General features: G+C 54.8%; 14 protein-coding genes and 4 pseudogenes. 8 read left to right on the top strand and 10 right to left on the bottom strand.

All coding sequences use genetic code 11. From position 1 onward, the window contains the following. Positions 1-63: 63 nt before the first annotated feature. The gene (locus HNQ72_RS26530; protein WP_183996992.1) at positions 64-522 is read left to right on the top strand and encodes an ElaB/YgaM/YqjD family protein; all 459 of its coding nucleotides are present in this window, start codon (positions 64-66) and stop codon (positions 520-522) included. Between the two features lie 48 nt (positions 523-570). Beyond that, a pseudogene (locus HNQ72_RS26525) lies at positions 571-1,801 on the top strand (DUF2252 family protein). Between the two features lie 51 nt (positions 1,802-1,852). Here the strand turns inward: HNQ72_RS26525 and HNQ72_RS26520 are convergent. The 4 genes from HNQ72_RS26520 to HNQ72_RS26505 all read right to left on the bottom strand — a co-directional run bounded on the left by HNQ72_RS26520 (position 1,853) and on the right by HNQ72_RS26505 (position 6,926). Continuing rightward, positions 1,853-2,662, bottom strand: coding sequence for a mechanosensitive ion channel family protein (locus HNQ72_RS26520; protein WP_373289509.1), 810 nt, complete (start codon positions 2,660-2,662; stop codon positions 1,853-1,855). Between the two features lie 82 nt (positions 2,663-2,744). Further along, complete coding sequence (locus HNQ72_RS26515; RefSeq protein WP_183996988.1) at positions 2,745-3,041, bottom strand: hypothetical protein; 297 nt, start codon at positions 3,039-3,041, stop codon at positions 2,745-2,747. Then, positions 2,971-3,432 carry a gamma-glutamylcyclotransferase family protein gene (locus tag HNQ72_RS31395; protein WP_183996986.1) on the bottom strand — a complete coding sequence of 154 codons (462 nt, stop codon included), beginning with the start codon at positions 3,430-3,432 and terminating at the stop codon, positions 2,971-2,973. The genes HNQ72_RS26515 and HNQ72_RS31395 overlap by 71 nt, the downstream gene beginning before the upstream one ends. Positions 3,433-4,163: 731 nt before the next feature. Next, positions 4,164-6,926 carry an EAL domain-containing protein gene (locus tag HNQ72_RS26505; RefSeq protein ID WP_183996984.1) on the bottom strand — a complete coding sequence of 921 codons (2,763 nt, stop codon included), beginning with the start codon at positions 6,924-6,926 and terminating at the stop codon, positions 4,164-4,166. On the opposite strand from HNQ72_RS26505, the gene HNQ72_RS31170 reads away from it, so the two are divergent. Continuing rightward, positions 6,896-7,417, top strand: a complete 522-nt coding sequence (locus tag HNQ72_RS31170; RefSeq protein WP_308422373.1) for a hypothetical protein — start codon at positions 6,896-6,898, stop codon at positions 7,415-7,417. The two genes, HNQ72_RS26505 and HNQ72_RS31170, sit on opposite strands and share 31 nt — an antisense overlap. A 252-nt stretch (positions 7,418-7,669) precedes the next feature. On the opposite strand, the pseudogene HNQ72_RS31165 reads toward HNQ72_RS31170, so the two are convergent. Next, positions 7,670-7,975: pseudogene (locus HNQ72_RS31165) on the bottom strand (FecR family protein); the annotation flags it as partial. Between the two features lie 348 nt (positions 7,976-8,323). Then, positions 8,324-9,859 (bottom strand): annotated as a pseudogene (locus HNQ72_RS26495) (DUF4158 domain-containing protein); the annotation flags it as partial. 339 nt (positions 9,860-10,198) lie between these two features. On the opposite strand from HNQ72_RS26495, the gene HNQ72_RS26490 reads away from it, so the two are divergent. Next, on the top strand, positions 10,199-10,402 hold the full coding sequence (locus HNQ72_RS26490; RefSeq protein ID WP_183996980.1) for a hypothetical protein: 204 nt from the start codon (positions 10,199-10,201) through the stop codon (positions 10,400-10,402). Between the two features lie 352 nt (positions 10,403-10,754). On the opposite strand, the pseudogene HNQ72_RS31390 reads toward HNQ72_RS26490, so the two are convergent. Continuing rightward, positions 10,755-10,880, bottom strand: a pseudogene (locus HNQ72_RS31390) (hypothetical protein); the annotation flags it as partial. A 247-nt stretch (positions 10,881-11,127) separates the two neighbouring features. On the opposite strand from HNQ72_RS31390, the gene HNQ72_RS26485 reads away from it, so the two are divergent. The 3 genes from HNQ72_RS26485 to HNQ72_RS26475 all read left to right on the top strand — a co-directional run bounded on the left by HNQ72_RS26485 (position 11,128) and on the right by HNQ72_RS26475 (position 12,916). Next, positions 11,128-11,280 (top strand): hypothetical protein, encoded by a 153-nt coding sequence (locus HNQ72_RS26485; protein ID WP_183996978.1) that lies wholly within the window; start codon positions 11,128-11,130, stop codon positions 11,278-11,280. Positions 11,281-11,584: 304 nt separating this feature from the next. Continuing rightward, entirely contained in the window at positions 11,585-12,292 is a 708-nt protein-coding gene (locus tag HNQ72_RS26480; RefSeq protein ID WP_183996976.1) for a hypothetical protein, read from the top strand. Positions 12,293-12,487: 195 nt separating this feature from the next. Further along, positions 12,488-12,916 (top strand): hypothetical protein, encoded by a 429-nt coding sequence (locus HNQ72_RS26475; RefSeq protein ID WP_183996974.1) that lies wholly within the window; start codon positions 12,488-12,490, stop codon positions 12,914-12,916. Positions 12,917-13,076: 160 nt separating this feature from the next. Here the strand turns inward: HNQ72_RS26475 and HNQ72_RS26470 are convergent, their stop codons facing one another. The 3 genes from HNQ72_RS26470 to HNQ72_RS26460 form a co-directional block, all read right to left on the bottom strand. Beyond that, a complete protein-coding gene (locus tag HNQ72_RS26470; RefSeq protein ID WP_183997254.1) occupies positions 13,077-13,232 on the bottom strand; it encodes a hypothetical protein in 156 nt (51 codons plus the stop codon). Positions 13,233-13,356: 124 nt separating this feature from the next. After that, positions 13,357-14,109: a hypothetical protein gene (locus HNQ72_RS26465; protein ID WP_183996972.1), complete on the bottom strand. Its 753-nt coding sequence runs from the start codon at positions 14,107-14,109 to the stop codon at positions 13,357-13,359. A gap of 8 nt (positions 14,110-14,117) precedes the next feature. After that, positions 14,118-14,411, bottom strand: coding sequence for a hypothetical protein (locus HNQ72_RS26460; protein WP_183996970.1), 294 nt, complete (start codon positions 14,409-14,411; stop codon positions 14,118-14,120). A 252-nt stretch (positions 14,412-14,663) separates the two neighbouring features. On the opposite strand from HNQ72_RS26460, the gene HNQ72_RS26455 reads away from it, so the two are divergent. After that, positions 14,664-15,005, top strand: coding sequence for a hypothetical protein (locus HNQ72_RS26455; protein WP_183996968.1), 342 nt, complete (start codon positions 14,664-14,666; stop codon positions 15,003-15,005). Positions 15,006-15,046 lie beyond the last annotated feature (41 nt).

Genomic DNA, 15,046 nt, shown 5'->3' with positions numbered 1-15,046 from the left:
CGTTCGTTCCGGAGCGGAACTGACGTCCGCTCCGGCGAGTTGATGTGAAAAATGGAGGTTGTCATGCCACAGGATCCAAAATCACCCGCAGTGATCGCGTTCGAAAACGAGAAAGCGCACGCCGGCCGAGGAGAGAGAACCGAACTACAGGAAGGTCTGGAAAATACCTTCCCGGCGTCAGACCCTGTTTCGATCTCCAGCACCGTCACCGGTCAAAGGTCACCAGCAGCTGAGCCATATGCAAACTCGACGGTTTCCGCGCCCTTAGTTGACCGAGCTTTGGAAACAATTCGAGCCCGCGAGAGAGGCACCAGCTTCGCAGAGGACGAGATCGCCGCGTTGAAGGATGAGTTGCTCAGCCTTCAGGGCAGGGCCGAAAATGCAGGCATTGAGTTGAAGGATCAGGTTGTGGGCCGGTTGAACGATCGCCTCGATGGAGCACGAGATATCATCCGCGACAAACCTTGGCAGTCGCTCGCGATCGCGGGTGCGATTGGGTTCCTGTTCGGCATCACTCGCTAAAGCAAGATTTTACCTTACTGGCGGAGTGCGTTCTGCCTTGGAAACTTCATGAAAACCATAGTCGAGCCGCAGGACCGCCTTCGCCTTCTCCTTAATCATAAAAACCGGAAAATGGCTGCCTCGGCGCATGCTTATATGCGCGGTAGCACGCGACGTTTCTACGAATGGCTGCAACAGACCGACAGGGTCGAATTGCCGGATGGCCCGCCGATTTGGATCTGCGGCGACTGTCATGTTGGAAATCTCGGCCCGATAGGAAACGGGAACGGCAAGCTTGCCATTCAGATCCGGGATCTCGACCAGACGGTCATCGGCAACCCCGCTCATGACCTGGTGCGTCTCGGCCTATCGCTTGCGATGGCTGCTCGTTCTTCAGACCTGCCAGGCGTCATCACTGCATTGATGATCGAAAAGATGGTGGAAGGCTATACATCCGCGTTCGAGCCGGGCGCTGCCAGTGATCACAGTGAAATCGAAGTGCCCGATGTCGTACGACACACAATGCATGTCGCGTCTCGCAGGTCATGGAAGCATCTTGCGGACGAACGGATCGAAGGAGACGCTGTCCTCCCCCTTGGATCTCGGTTTTGGCCTCTGTCTGAAAAGGAAACCGTCGAGGTAAAAAGGTTCTTCTCGAGCGAGGAGGCGAAACAGCTTGTTGCGTCACTTAGAAGCGGGAGCGACGAGCGGGTTCGCGTGAAGGACGCCGCTTATTGGCGCAAGGGATGCAGCTCGCTTGGTCGGCTGCGAATAGCCGTGCTCCTTCAATTCGGAAAAGGAAAAAGTGGGCGCTATTGCCTGATGGATGTGAAAGAGGCGACGGCGCCGGCCGCGCCGAGCGATCCTACCGCAGAAATGCCCTTGGATCCCGCCGGACGCGTTAAGCAAGGGGCGAAAAAAGCTGTCGCCGTTTCTGGGCTCACGAATGATTTCCGGCCGATTGCTGGAGCGGTCGGTTTTTGTCCGTGAATTGCTACCGCAAGATTTGAAGATCGAGATCGAAACGTTGAGCCAGGAAGAGGCGGTCACGGTTGCGGAGTTTCTCGCTCGTGTAGTCGGCGTAGCGCATTCTCGGCAGTTAAACGCGGTCGACCGTATACGCTGGAAAGCGGAATTGGAGCGGACCAGACAGTCGTCGCTTGAAGCCCCGTCGTGGTTATGGAATGCTGTCGTAGACCTCGTCGCGGTCCACGAGGCGGCGTACCTTGAACATTGTCGCCGTTTTGCTTTGGACGACGCTCGGCGCGATGGTTCATTCCAGCATGACGAGGCCGAGTGACGTCCAGGATCCGGTGACGTCGCTGCAAGGGCGTCACGGGGGGCCGCGGTGCTATTTGATAGCGATGCCTCTCGAACTGAGACCGCCCTTTAAAGCGTCGATCATGTCGTACCGAGTTTCGGTCCAGTCGCTCGTTTTAGCCCAATATTCGATCTTCAGGGTGGTTCGGTCGGCGCTAAGATCGTCGGAATAGACACGGGGTGCCGGCTGGTTCTTGACACGATCGTCCGCGTTGACGATTTCGAGGAGGGTGTTTTTTACCTCCCTGACGTCGACGTCATTGCCGACTGCAATAGAAAGCTCCTGACGACGATCGGGCTCGCGGCTGTGGTTGACAATCGGCGTGTTCCACAACGTTGAGTTTGGTGCCATCAGATAGAGGCCCTCGCTGGTCCGAAGCTCGGTTGCGAACAGGCCTACATCCACGATCTTACCCTTGACGCTGGACGTCTCGATATATTCGCCAACCCGGAACGGGCGCAAAACGAGCAGCATAATCCCGGCTGCTATGTTCTGCAGTGTGCCCTGAAGCGCAAGTCCGATCGCCAAACCAGCGGCGCCGAGCGCGGCGATGATGGACGTGGTCTGAACGCCGAACTGACCCAGGACCATCACGAAAACGAGAATGAGCAAGCCGTAATGAATGACTTTCTCAAAAAATCGAGCAAGCGTCTCGTCGATCCCATGGATGCGAGATAAACCCTTATAGGCCCAGCGGCTGATAAAGCCTGACAGGATCCAGCCACCGACAAGCAGGACGATCGCGCCTATGAAAGAGAGCCCATAATGGACCGCCAGAGCTCCTAGCTGGCTAAACGCGGTCTGAGTTGCGGCGGCGGTGTTGGCAGTCCCTTCCATGATAGCTCCTTTGGAGTGGCACGCGCCAACTCCTTCAAAGCGCTATCGGTTCCGTTCGATTTTTTCCGCTTCTAGCCACCGTCTCTCATAGCTGGCTCACTTGGGCCGCTCGGATCAATATCTCGTCCTGATCGAAAGTCCGCTCCAATTGCTGACGATAATTATGCCAACACCCGAGGTCGAGCTCCTCAGTCATGATCTCCACGACGATGATCTTGTCGCGCTCAACACCCGCGCCGCTGTCCCATAGCCCTTTGGCCGGCGAATTTATGTTGAGCGTCACCCCTCCAAACCGGTCGAGCAGCTCGCTCTCAACGGCTTCGATCATTTGACGCGCGTCCCCGACATTGAAAGGCAGAAATATCTGGATCAGGTGGCTCACGCTCATCGCTCCGGTACGAAGCGCCGATCCTGGTAGTCGCTGAGTAAGCTGGAATGAACGGGGTCAAGCCAGATCTCGCTCTTGAAATAGCATATGCTGTCTCCGTTCCGGATCCGGATACGCGGATAGCGCTGCGAAAGCTTTCTTCTTGACCGACGTCTTCGAGTTCATCCAACTTCGGGAGGGTGTCCTCCAACACCTCGAACAGCTCTCCCTCTACCGGCAGCCCGTCTCCGGGTTTATCGAGCGTGATTGGGCCGAAGAAACTTCCGGCGATGTAGAGAGGATAGGGGACAGCCGTGACGACATTGCCCAGATACCGTGACGATTTGAGGCCCTTGTCGTGCAGAGCAAACCCGCGCTTTAGGGTACCGTAGATAAAGACCTTCATTCCGTATCCCTAATAGAAGGCGCATTGCCGGTTACGACCGGCCGAAATTGCTGGCACGTGACGCAGCTTTCAGAAAATCATCGTCCTTGGTCGGCATCTGGTCGGCAGGGGTCATATCGTCGACTGCACGAGGAAGGTCCTCAGACGGTTATCGGAATACGCACGCGCGCAGTGAGCGTCCTTTTGGATTGTGTCATGTGATCCCCTTCTCGAATGGGAATACTCATGCGTTTGATACCGGTCAACGTCCTTCGCTCTGCAATGACAACAGACCGTTTTCGATCGCGAAAGTTCGACGCTCGGGACCGAAGGCACGGAATGGGCAGGCGGAATCGGTTGATCTATTCACCTCTGATGCGGTCCTGCGGGGGATGAGAAGCCGGCACTCAAGACGACAGCGGGCCTTAGACAAGTGAGTATCTAGCTGTGCCTAGCGATCTCAGACGTAGCGGCGGTCCGCGATGGCGCTGAGTTCGGCTTGGGATCTCGCTGTTTCTGACGGCCTGGCCTGTTGGCACTTTCCCTTTTGGAGGTATGTGTCAGATCCAGAAGTAGCAACCTGTTTTCGGTAGCGATCACGTCTAGCTGGTGTGTTCCTGCCGCTTCGTTGGTCTCGCTACCTTGCTTCGGCGGGTCGATGGTTCGAACGCCATCAAGCACGCTGTGGGCTCAAGTCATTTTTCGATCGCAGTATCTTTGGATCATGCCCATCTTCAGAGTTCCGTTAGCAGTCAGGCAGCCTCAGTGTTATTCAAGCTTGCTAGCTGTTGCATAATTTCTTCAGCACTCTGCGGTCTACCGAACAGGTAGCCTTGTCCTTCCTCGCACTTCAACTCGGCAAGAATCCGCCGCTCTTCTTCTTTCTCAATACCCTCAGCGACAAGCTTCAGCCCAAGGCCATGAGCAAGTGAGGTCACTGCTTTTACGATCAGGAAAGATTGATGGTCGGTAGTCAGCTTGCGTACGAAAGACTGATCGATCTTCAGCTTGTCCAACGGGAAACCAGCCATGTAGCTGAGTGATGAATAGCCGGTGCCGAAGTCGTCGAGCGCTATGCACACACCAAGACTTCTTAACTGTGAAATGACGCCCAATAAACGCTCTGTTCCATCCAAAAAAGCGGATTCAGTGATCTCCAGGTGAAGTCGGTGGGCGGCCAACCCGCTTTCCGCCAAAGCTCTCTTAACCTCCGCCAGGATATCCGTTTTGGCAAACTGAATGGGGGAGACGTTAACTGCCACTGTCATATGAGGTGGCCATGTCATCGCAGTTGCGCAGGCATTTCGAAGCGCCCATGTTCCCAGGTCGCACACGACACCACTGCTCTCGGCAACGGGAATAAACTCACCTGGCGAAACCAAGCCAAAATCTGGATGCCTCCACCGCATGAGCGTCTCGGCACCTACCATCTGTCCCGTGGCGAGATCGACCTGCGGCTGATATGCGAGAAAGAATTCGTCCTGCCTCAGACTGGCGCGCATGGCCTGTTCGAGCTTTCTGGCTCGAAGTTGATCCTGGGCACGTTTTTCAGCGTAGATGATCCAATTGGAATTGGGGTTAGACCTCGCGTCGATAAGTGCTGTTTCGGCGTGGTCCACAGCGAACGCGGCCGTAAGCCTAATGTCGTCGAACAATGAAATGCCCAGGCGAGCGTCAACGTAGATTTCTGACCCATCGGCTTCAAAAGGAAGCGCGAATTGTCTCAGGATAGCTTCCGCTTGCATCTCGTGGAAGTCCCCGGTCGGCAGACTCAATGACATCACGAAGCAATCACCGTTGACACGGCCCAGATGCGAAACGAGTGAGACGCTGGACAAACGACTGGCGATTGCGCGCAGAAGCTGGTCGCACGCTGGGCGGCCCAGAGTCGCACTGAGCTCAGGAAATCTGTGCAGTCCAACAGCAACGACAACCTGCGGTTCGATCATGGACTGAAGGCGATTGATGAATTCTCGGCGGTTGAGCAGCCCAGTTAATTCATCGACCTGGGAAATTCGAAGGAGGTCCGCTTCGTATTTTCGACGGGCAGTAACGTCACGAGCGATAACGCTTCCGATAAATCCGTTGATTTGCTCGCCACTATCGTTGAGACGTTCTGAACGGGATATCGTAATTGACGCTTCAAAACGGGCCTCGAAACCCCCGCGATCCACCTCAAAGTCTGTAGAAACTGAGTAGGTCGGCGCGCTGCCTGCTCTGAAACGAAGGACAGCCTCCTCGACATGCGGCATCAACGCGCTTGGAATAGTTAGACGGTGGTCGTTGCCATCCTCATGCTCTGAGTCGAGATCATCAGCAGACGCACTACGATCGAGAACGCAGAGATTTTCATCGAAAACAAGGACGACGTCATTGCTGTCCGCGATTATGGACTGGAGGGTAATTTTTGAAGTTTGATAGTCAGCAACGGCGATCCGGCTTCGGACGTGGGCGAAATTACTTCTCTCGCTGAGGGCGAGTAAGAGGGAAAGACCTAAAAGTATCCAGCCATTTGCCGTTCGCACTGCATAGGCGTCATTGGTCTGGATAACGAATGCAACGGTTTCCATCGCTGTGATCAGTATGACGGCAGTCGCAATAAAAGCGACGGGACGATACACTCTGAAGCCGATGGCTATCCCAATAAGCGCTGCTGCGAGAACCAGTTCTGGTAATGTCTGGTCGACGCCCGATGCCAATCGATGCTGCAAAATCGTTTCGGTCGCTAGGATATGGATCAGGGGGCCCGCTAGAGGCCCGTACATTGGTACCGGGTAGGCATCCTTCAGTTCTGTAGCGTAAGCCCCGACAACCACTGCCTTATCGGCAAAAACGCTTAGTGGAACCGTTCCATCCAACAGATCAGAGGCAGAAAAAGTTGGAATTGTCGAAGGGTCGATAGAATAATCTATGAGATAGGTGCCAGAGGTTTCGTCGACCTGTGCCAATACGGCAGGTACGGATTGCGTCATCCTTCCGTCCAATAGGTCGGCCATTTTGAATGTCGTTATCAGCCCGCTTTCCGCAAGTTCAACGTTAGCGAACGCAAGCCAAGCATTCGAGGCGAGGGCGGATATCGGCCTAGTTACGCTTGTGGCCGATCCTGCTACGGCGCTTTCGTGCTGCCGGAATACAGGCAATACAGTGCTTCCGCCGGCAGCAATGAGTGACAGCCTTAGTTTCTCATCTTCCGGGACGGACGACGGGCTGCTGAAGTCGATATCGAGAAAAACGTCACGAGCACCTGCCGCTGCCAGTCGATCGATGATCTCCGAGTGAATGCCGCGTGGCCAGGGCCATACGCCTATCGCATCAAGACTTTTCTTATCGATCGCCACGAAGACAACGTCGCCACTCGCCGGCCGTTGCAAAGCTTTGAAACGAAGGCTGGCAATCACGTTGTCGACGTAATCGGTGAATGGCTTTACTGCCGTCCAAACTGGCACGGCGCACATAAGAGCGACCAACGCGGCCCGAACAGCGAGTGACGTTTTCACTTTTCTCCAGAAACGCATCACATCCCCCTAGACACCCGGTAACGACTTTAGTCGTTCCCGTTCCCGTTCCCGTTCCCGTTCCCGTTCCCGTTCCCGTTCCCGTTCCCGTTCCCGTTCCCGTTCCCGTTCCCGTTCCCGTTGCCGTTGCCGTTGCCGTTGCCGTTCCCGTTGCCGTTGCCGTTCCCGTTGCCGTTGCCGTTGCCGTTGCCGTTGCCGTTGCCGTTGCCGTTGCCGTTCCCGTTGCCGTTGCCGTTGCCGTTGCCGTTCCCGTTGCCGTTGCCGTTGCCGTTGCCGTTGCCGTTGCCGTTCCCGTTCCCGTTGCCGTTGCCGTTGCCGTTCCCGTTGCCGTTGCCGTTGCCGTTCCCGTTGCCGTTGCCGTTGCCGTTGCCGTTACCGTTGCCGTTCCCACTGCCGTTTCCATCCCCGGCACTTTTCTCGCCGCTTTTGGAATGGTCCGCATCGTCGGCACGACTGCCGGGCGCTCCAGATGTCGTAGAGTTTTTGCTTGAGTCCGCTGACTGTGTCTGTCCGTTGAGAGCTGTCGCGCCAACCGAGCGCACGCTGGCCACCGAAGGTTCCACAGCACTGATGGAAGGCTTTGAAACAGTCCCGGCGACTGTCATCCCTTTCACGCCATCTACGGCGGCGCGCTGTCCAGGCCCCAAGGAGGAGCGTTGACCACTGGCGAATGAACTCACCTGAACGAGGCCACGCGTTACAGAAACGCTCGCCGTCGTCTTTGTGACTGACACGCGGAACGCTGTGCCTTTTACGACAGCCGCAAGGTAAGGTGTTTGGACCGTGGTATGAGGTTTGCTACGCTTTTCGATTTCGAGGTCGAGCGTACCGGTCTGTTGGCGAACCTCGGTGGTCTTTTGAAAAAAACCGGAGGTGGTAATGCTTGCCAACGTGTTCGGCTGAAACGAAACAGACTCCACGCCTCGAGAGAGCTGGACCCTCCCCTTTGGTCCTGTGGAAACCCAAGCCTTATTCGGAATTACATCGCCGACTTTAACTGTGAGCCAGGTTTTCGAATCGGTCGTGTAGTTAACCTGTCTTGTCGTCATAGTGACTTGCCACTCTGTCGGTGCGGCGTGGACAGATTGTCCCATAGCGAAAAGGAAGCTAAAAAGAATGAGTAAGCGATGCATGTATGGTCCCCCGCGGTCGAAGCAGGGAGCCATAGTTAGATTAACAGCTGTTGAATTAGCTCTTTTGAGAAGACGCTAGCCTTAACAAATCGATAGGAAGTTCAGCACATAGAGCGGCGACAATTCCGTGATCAATCCGGGGCACACGCTGACTATGCGGGAACGACAAAGCAGAACGTTTATGGATAAGATGGAATAGACGCTATTTACCGAATGCGTTTACCGCCTCATTTCAAGCCTTGAGCGGAAGAAGGCGCGATTTCGCCACTGCGCGCCGTCGCTCTGGACCCCCAAACCGAGACGATCCTCTTCCTTCATCGTGATGAATGTCGACCGCGGCATCAGATGTTCGTCAATCGGCCGGAAAGATCGGCTACTATCGCCCCAAATTTCTGCAGATCTAAGCCGGTCTCGCAAAACGGCGAGCGTGGCAACCTCGTACAGACGACGATTGGGTTTTCCCTGATCGAAGATGAGTGGCTGATCGGTTTGGCAGAGGTGGGTGAGTGGTACGCGATCCGGGAGTGTCCGCCGTTTCGGCATAAAGCCGTTTCAGCAGCGCAGTTGCCGCAAGAAGCGGATCGTGGCGACGCGCTGAGCAGAACGTGAAGGCTAGGAGGAACGCGCCGGCATATTTGTGGACGGTCGCATATCGCTCGGTTGCAACGATCAACGACGGCGCCTCGTTGTCGTCGACCATCGTTTCGAGCTCAGGCTTCATCCGAAGCAGTCGGTCCCAGCCGGCTTTTTGGTCGAGAACATCGAATGCGTTCCGACCATAGTCATTGGCGGACTGCAGGGCGGTGATCGTATCTAGAAACATGCGCAGCGCTTTGGCAGTATTCGCTCTGCAGTCCATTTGCCGCTGCTTCTTTCGATTGTTGGCTTGAGAGAACAACTTGCCTATCAGCTTGATGAACATCGTCACCGCATCGTCCGTGAGCTTCTGACAAAGCTTGATGACTTGAGCCACGATCAGAGCGTAGCGACGGCAGGCGTTGAAGTCGCTGGCAGGCCAGGCCGGCGTTGCGTTGCCCTCCCGGATCATCTGCTCCCACCGTCCGGATGATACCCGCACCTGCAGTTCCAGACGATCTCCAACTGCCGCAGAAAAGCTATGCGCTCGGTTAACCCGACGAGGTTCGACACAGCCGGCGCGTCTGGTGCCGAACGCAGCCAACGGAAGCGCGTCTGGCCGATCGGCGGGTCAACCTCTAACAGCCTTTCCAATAATTGAAGCCTATCGAGTGGTTGTCTTCAATCAGAGTTCTTTCTGCCCGGCGCCGGGCTATGGCACGGCCAGCAACGCCGATGCGTTTAATCGTGTCGATCGCCGGAAGAAGAACTCCGCGTTCGCGAAACGCTGCGACAGCAGAGCTAGCTATCGCAGCACTCGGACATGGTTGCCGCTTGAATTGACGCCATTAACGCGGCGCGGCGATCTTGCAGCGTCGCGCTCCGCGTATCCAGATAGACCATTAGGCGCGCCATATGGTCCCGACGGGTTTCTTCACGATGTGCATAGAGGGCAAATTCGTCTGGAGCGGCGCCGATCTGATCCGCACCATATTTCAGCATGGCACGAGGCGTAGTTTCTTCTGCTCCGAGCACTCGACCCGGGTATCGCATCAGACATAGCTGGACGGCAAAGCCGAGCCGATTGTGATTACGTCTCCGCAGTTCGATCTCCAGGCGATCCGCTAACGACAACGAATAGTGGCGGATTAAGTTGTCTTCGTCGACTGGGATATCGATAAGCTTCCGGCGATCTTGATCATTAAGAAGCTTGCGCTTTGCCATCGCCCGACCTCATTAACGACCAATCTGCAAGAAGCGTTGCCGAGTCGGGCCGGGCAGAGAAATCAAAACTGGCGCATGTCGACGGCAATCCACAGAGATCCGATGTCGCACATCCGATCTCTGTATCGTTACGGTTTCGTTCGGCCTTAGCGTACTTTTGTTCTGACCCCAAGGTATGCGCGTAAGCCTCAAGCAATTGCAAACCGTGCCTATGCCGATCGTATGGGCAATGGTCCTGAGTCATCTGGCGACGTATGGCGTGATCGCAAGAGGGGGATTTGCCAGACGACGGGCAGGGACAATTATTGGAAGTACGGTTGTAAGGATAATCCAGATCGCATGGTTCAAGTGGATGTGTCGGTCAACGCTATGTTCGACGGCATGACCAGTGGTCGGTTCACCGGCAAAAAGCTCTCCGACTATTTCAACGACCAGACGACCGATTGGGCTGGTGCTAGAAAGATCATCAATTCGCTGGACAAAGCCGATAAGATTGCCGCTGAAGCGAAGCTCTTCTTTGCTGCCATTAAAACGGCAGCTTAGGTCGGCGGTTCGGTGATCGGGGCTTTTCCGTCAACGTATCCGAACCGGTCAGTCATCCACGTCTGGACGACGTACACCGATGCAATGATCGCGATTGAGAATATGAATGTCGTGACTAATGGGCGGCGTTCTAAAAACTTCATGAATGCCGAACGTTGGCATTCGCGTTCGGTTCCCCGTCAATTTGGGGCGCATAGCCCATCAGCCATATTTCCATTCGCTCAGGGTCTTCGTCATGGACAAAGGGACAGTTCGTCGCCGTATCGCCGCGTTCACCCGCTTCTCTTCCAAGGTGAAAAAGATGGATGCGCTCGATAGCGATCACATGATCGAAATCGACTGAGGCGTAACCGTCGAGCCATGCGCTCCGCTCAGTTCCAGCTTCCCCGTAGGGGTTCGAAGCGTCTGGCATGCCGATCCGACCGGCTCTGCGACCTTCTTCAAAGCACTTCGAGTAAATCACATCGTCCTGGGACATTTGAGCAATCCGCGTTGAGGTTGCAGCCAAACTAGATTGAGGGACTTTGGTTCCAGCGGATCGCGGAGACAGTGCGGCTTCTAAATAGCTAAAACACTAGCTATTTGAGGCCCTCTATATAGCTGTTGCCCAACTCGTCTTTTCTAATATTACCCCTGACGCCGCTGTGATGTCTTGCGATTTCGAATCGCAAGAATTGGACAGCGGTGCCGTTTACACCTTCACCGCCGCATCGTAGAAGTATCTGATGGTCATCGCCTTGATGGACATCTACGTTGCCTTTTCGAGCGGTGCAGCCGCCCCGAATGCCGCTGTAACGCCGCGTGTGAAAATTGCTGCTGGTCAGTCGTTCCCGTTCTCCATTCGCTCAGGCGTGAAAGTGACGGTCGTTAGCGCCTGATGGTCTTCGGGCTTGGTTTCGGCTTCTCGAACATTGGTCTTCTGAAGCCCGCTGGCGCTGGGTTAGAGCGACTTCGTCCACTGTCTTACGTCACGGCACTCGCCAACGATATAACGGCGGGCAGGGCCTTGGCTCCGTAAATCCGGCTGTCGGGGGCACTGTTCACGGCATTGCGTACGAAAACATCACTTCAACGGATCACGGTTCTCCAAACGAAAGCCGGTGCAAACGTCGCTTGAGCCGCCGCTTTCCAAGACGCAAAATTGTATGGTCCTGCTGTCCGTCCCAATGGCGGAAGCCATTTTTGGATCAACTTCAAAGGCAACTTCCCGAACGGTGGCTATTACTCTCATGCTCGCGCGGCTATGCGAACGGGGAAGCTCTCCAATATGGCGCTTCTTTCCCGAACCTGATCGGAACCGGCAATTCATATTCGAATACTAGGGCTGGTGGCGGTGACTTCTATGGTCCGTCCTTCATTGGTGGTAAGCTGACGCGTCCGACGTTTGGTGTTTCTGGCGACAGTAACCATTCTGGCGTTCTGGTTTCCGGTGCGGTCTGTGACGTTCCTGACACGCTGCAAGGTGCTATCGGTTCGGTTGCTCGTCTTCTGACGCCTTACATGGTTGGTATCGACGCTTCCGTACCGGGTGCAACCGCATTCGAAATGTCGGATTATTCCAAGACCACATGCCGCGATCGTCTGTTGAATATCACCGACAACATCTTCTATGCGCTCGGCACCAATGACATGATCTTCAATAACTGCACGGCTGCACAAGTCGATGGTTATGTCGAAGCTGCCAAGTCACGTCATACGAATAAATCATACTTCTATTCGACGATCCCGGCTGTTGTCACATTCGAACGTTGCCAACGCGGTTTACAATGCGACACGCGATCCACAGCGCCGCACGCGCAATACCGATCTCCGCACTCGTCAGAATGTGGTCGATATAGCAGTCGGCACCGAACGCGCGGTAACTCCCGGCACGATCCTTGCACTGTCTGACACGGCGGACGGCACTCACTGGAATGCGACCGGTAACAAGAAGGCGGCGAATGGTGCAAACTTCAATGTCACGTCGAAAATCACTGGCGCGACGGCTGTCAATGCTGGTGTGGTGCTTGCGCCTGGTGCGCTCTATCAGTACAAAAGCCTGACCGTTTGGAGTTTGGGCGCTGGACGGCGCGCACGGCACGAGACGTGTATTCGCCGGAACATAAGCTGACGGCGGCAGAAATCCGCGAACTGTCCACCGATCCGAACCACCATATTCTTCTCACGTCAACACTCACAGTGGCGAGCACGACGAAGGAATATTCGGTTAGCCTTGCGCGCGGAACAGGCACCCGCAATGCGGTCATCGAAATCGGCAAGAATGGCTGCAACTATGCGGCTTTGAAATACAGCGTCAACTGGCGACTGGTGCTGTGTCGGCGACGCAAGATGCCGATGGCTTCTGGCGTGTTGTTATACGAATCGCTTATGATGCAACAATGCCAGCAAATCCATTCCTATTCGTTTGGATGGCTTCAGATACGGCAGGACCACGAGTTACACCGGCGACAATACATCAACCCCAAAGATTTGGGGTTAAGACGTCCGCTAAAGCGCGATTTCGAAGATGTATAGGTATCCAGCTACGAGCACAAAAGAAGCGTACATTACAAAGTTGTAGATCGTCAGACGCATCGTATGGCTCCGTTGAGGCGACCTAACATAGAGCCTCCGACGTCTGGCGATATATGATCTTCAGATTGTAGATAAGCACAGCTTAATTTTAGTGATGACTTCACGACTTCGGATTAACCACCTCTGACGCGGGAGCATCGTTGATCTCGCCGGGGGTTTGAAAGAACGTGTAGTAGCCAGCAAGCATGAGGCCCAAAACGAAGAGTGCGGCGACGAAAATGTACATTCGCGAGCGGGCTTGGCTTCCAGTGCTCATTGGTCATCCTTGCTGTTTTTGACCACGAGAGAACGGACGACGTTCCAATTGGTTTCCTAGCTGGACGGTTTGATTGGTAGATTATATGTCGCCGTTTGAAGCTGATGAGCCGGGCATATGGCGTTCACCTTACGAGTTGAGGAAGGCATGGATCGCTGACCGAATGTATCCGCTTTTGAGGATATAAATCCTGTCTTTTCCTGCGCGCGTCACGATACCAGCAAGTCGGCTGATTTCCGATCCTTTGGACGGTGAACGCCGGTCCTCCACTCAACCCATCTGGCAAGAAGTCCAAAGGTTTATGAGGCCCAAGAAGGACTACCGACTCGTCGTGCGACGGCTGGAGAATGTCGCAGTGGATATGCCGTTTCGCTAAACTGATATGATTATTTTCAGCCAGATCGTATGTCTGGTCGGCAATAGGAAAGCCCGATACCTGAACGAACATCGCGTCGTCACTTGGCGCTGCTGGCGGGATGACGACAAACCTGTGGAAGTGCTCGCGCAATTCCGGAATGGCCTGGCAGGGTTCGGTGAAGTCGAACAGCGCTAGGTCATGAAACTCGGAATCGTTGCGGTCAATGAAGTGCCTAACCCCTCCGGATGTTACAAGAGTTTCCCCGCCTTTCGTAAGCAAGCCGATCTTCTGCGGATCAATGTCTTTGAATTGGTGGTAGCAGCACGCAACAATGTAGTGATTGTGTACAAGCAGACATGTTGCCGAGCCTCTTAGCGAAGCCTTGTAGATCGGATCATCATTGACAACGAACAGCGTCAGCGCACAACGACCGAGAGCACTTGGCAAAGCCGCCAATGGAATATGGATGCCGTTCAGCGCGGTATCGGTGACAATCGGGACATAACGGCTTCTCGCCATGGCGAATGTCACTCGATCCAAGCCGCAACCAACGTGAAGAATGCCAGAAGAAAAGCTGCCACGACCGAAGCGAACATGAGCTTAGACTGGCGTCTCATTTTTTGAGTGGTAGAGCGTTGTTCAGTAATGCCTTCTAATGTGGCTTGCAGCAAAGCGCGTTGAGCCTCAAGATTCGCTTTCTCAAGAAGATAAAGGCGGCGGCTTATCTCCGTTCCACGGTAGTAAGACGCCTGAGGCCCCGGCTGTTCGCTCGCGTCCTTGAATACTTCGTCATCCGTTCGCTTAGACCAATCTTCAAACATCGCCGCCCCCTAGTTGCGAACGACAGGTTTGACGATTTTCGTGAATCGGACAACCGGGCTGTTATTTGAAGGTTAGTTGCCCACATCCAAAGATCGTCGACTTGATAAGCAGGGATATTCATCAGGTCCATGACTTCAACGATCGCCACGTTGGTCCGCTCGAATGAGCCGCTTTCGAGTTCGGCGATCATCATCTTGCGGTCGATCGTGACCGGTATTTAGAAGCGAATGCAATTTTGAAGGCATGCGGAAATGGCGAACGGTTTGGAGCTACTTGAGCGGCATGTGAAGCGGAGAAACCCGGCTTTGGAGGCGTTCCTCGCCGATGCTGATCGGATCAGAAAAGCAATCGAAAAGGATCGGGTGGGGGGTCGTTCACCGGTCAAGCTCGAAGGCGATTCCGTCTACAATTTTACTCTGGCGAACCGCGAAATCAGCATTCACGGCGAGGATGAAGCTCTTCAGCTTATCGCCGATCTGAAGCGGGAAGCTTACGACGAAAACGATACCGATTCTCGCGCTGCAATCGAAGAAGCCTATGGCGAGCCGGTCGCCGAGCCGAATAAGCCGGGTCGCAAGCGCAAAGCTGCTTGACGGTACGATAGCGTACGGACGATCTCGATTGTCTCATAATG

The organism is Aliirhizobium wenxiniae (genome assembly GCF_014201355.1).
Classification (GTDB): Bacteria; Pseudomonadota; Alphaproteobacteria; order Rhizobiales; family Rhizobiaceae; genus Neorhizobium; species Neorhizobium wenxiniae.
This window is presented reverse-complemented; position numbering and strand designations above follow the sequence as displayed.

Bases quoted from the DNA above. Each gene is read 5' to 3' on its own strand.
- HNQ72_RS26530 (WP_183996992.1), top strand. From the start codon at position 64: ATGCCACAGGATCCAAAATCACCCGCAGTGATCGCGTTCGAAAACGAG.
- HNQ72_RS31395 (WP_183996986.1), bottom strand. From the start codon at position 3,432: ATGAAGGTCTTTATCTACGGTACCCTAAAGCGCGGGTTTGCTCTGCAC.
- HNQ72_RS26505 (WP_183996984.1), bottom strand. From the start codon at position 6,926: ATGCGTTTCTGGAGAAAAGTGAAAACGTCACTCGCTGTTCGGGCCGCG.
- HNQ72_RS26490 (WP_183996980.1), top strand. From the start codon at position 10,199: ATGGTTCAAGTGGATGTGTCGGTCAACGCTATGTTCGACGGCATGACC.
- HNQ72_RS26485 (WP_183996978.1), top strand. From the start codon at position 11,128: ATGGTCATCGCCTTGATGGACATCTACGTTGCCTTTTCGAGCGGTGCA.
- HNQ72_RS26470 (WP_183997254.1), bottom strand. From the start codon at position 13,232: ATGAGCACTGGAAGCCAAGCCCGCTCGCGAATGTACATTTTCGTCGCC.
- HNQ72_RS26465 (WP_183996972.1), bottom strand. From the start codon at position 14,109: ATGGCGAGAAGCCGTTATGTCCCGATTGTCACCGATACCGCGCTGAAC.
- HNQ72_RS26460 (WP_183996970.1), bottom strand. From the start codon at position 14,411: ATGTTTGAAGATTGGTCTAAGCGAACGGATGACGAAGTATTCAAGGAC.
- HNQ72_RS26455 (WP_183996968.1), top strand. From the start codon at position 14,664: ATGGCGAACGGTTTGGAGCTACTTGAGCGGCATGTGAAGCGGAGAAAC.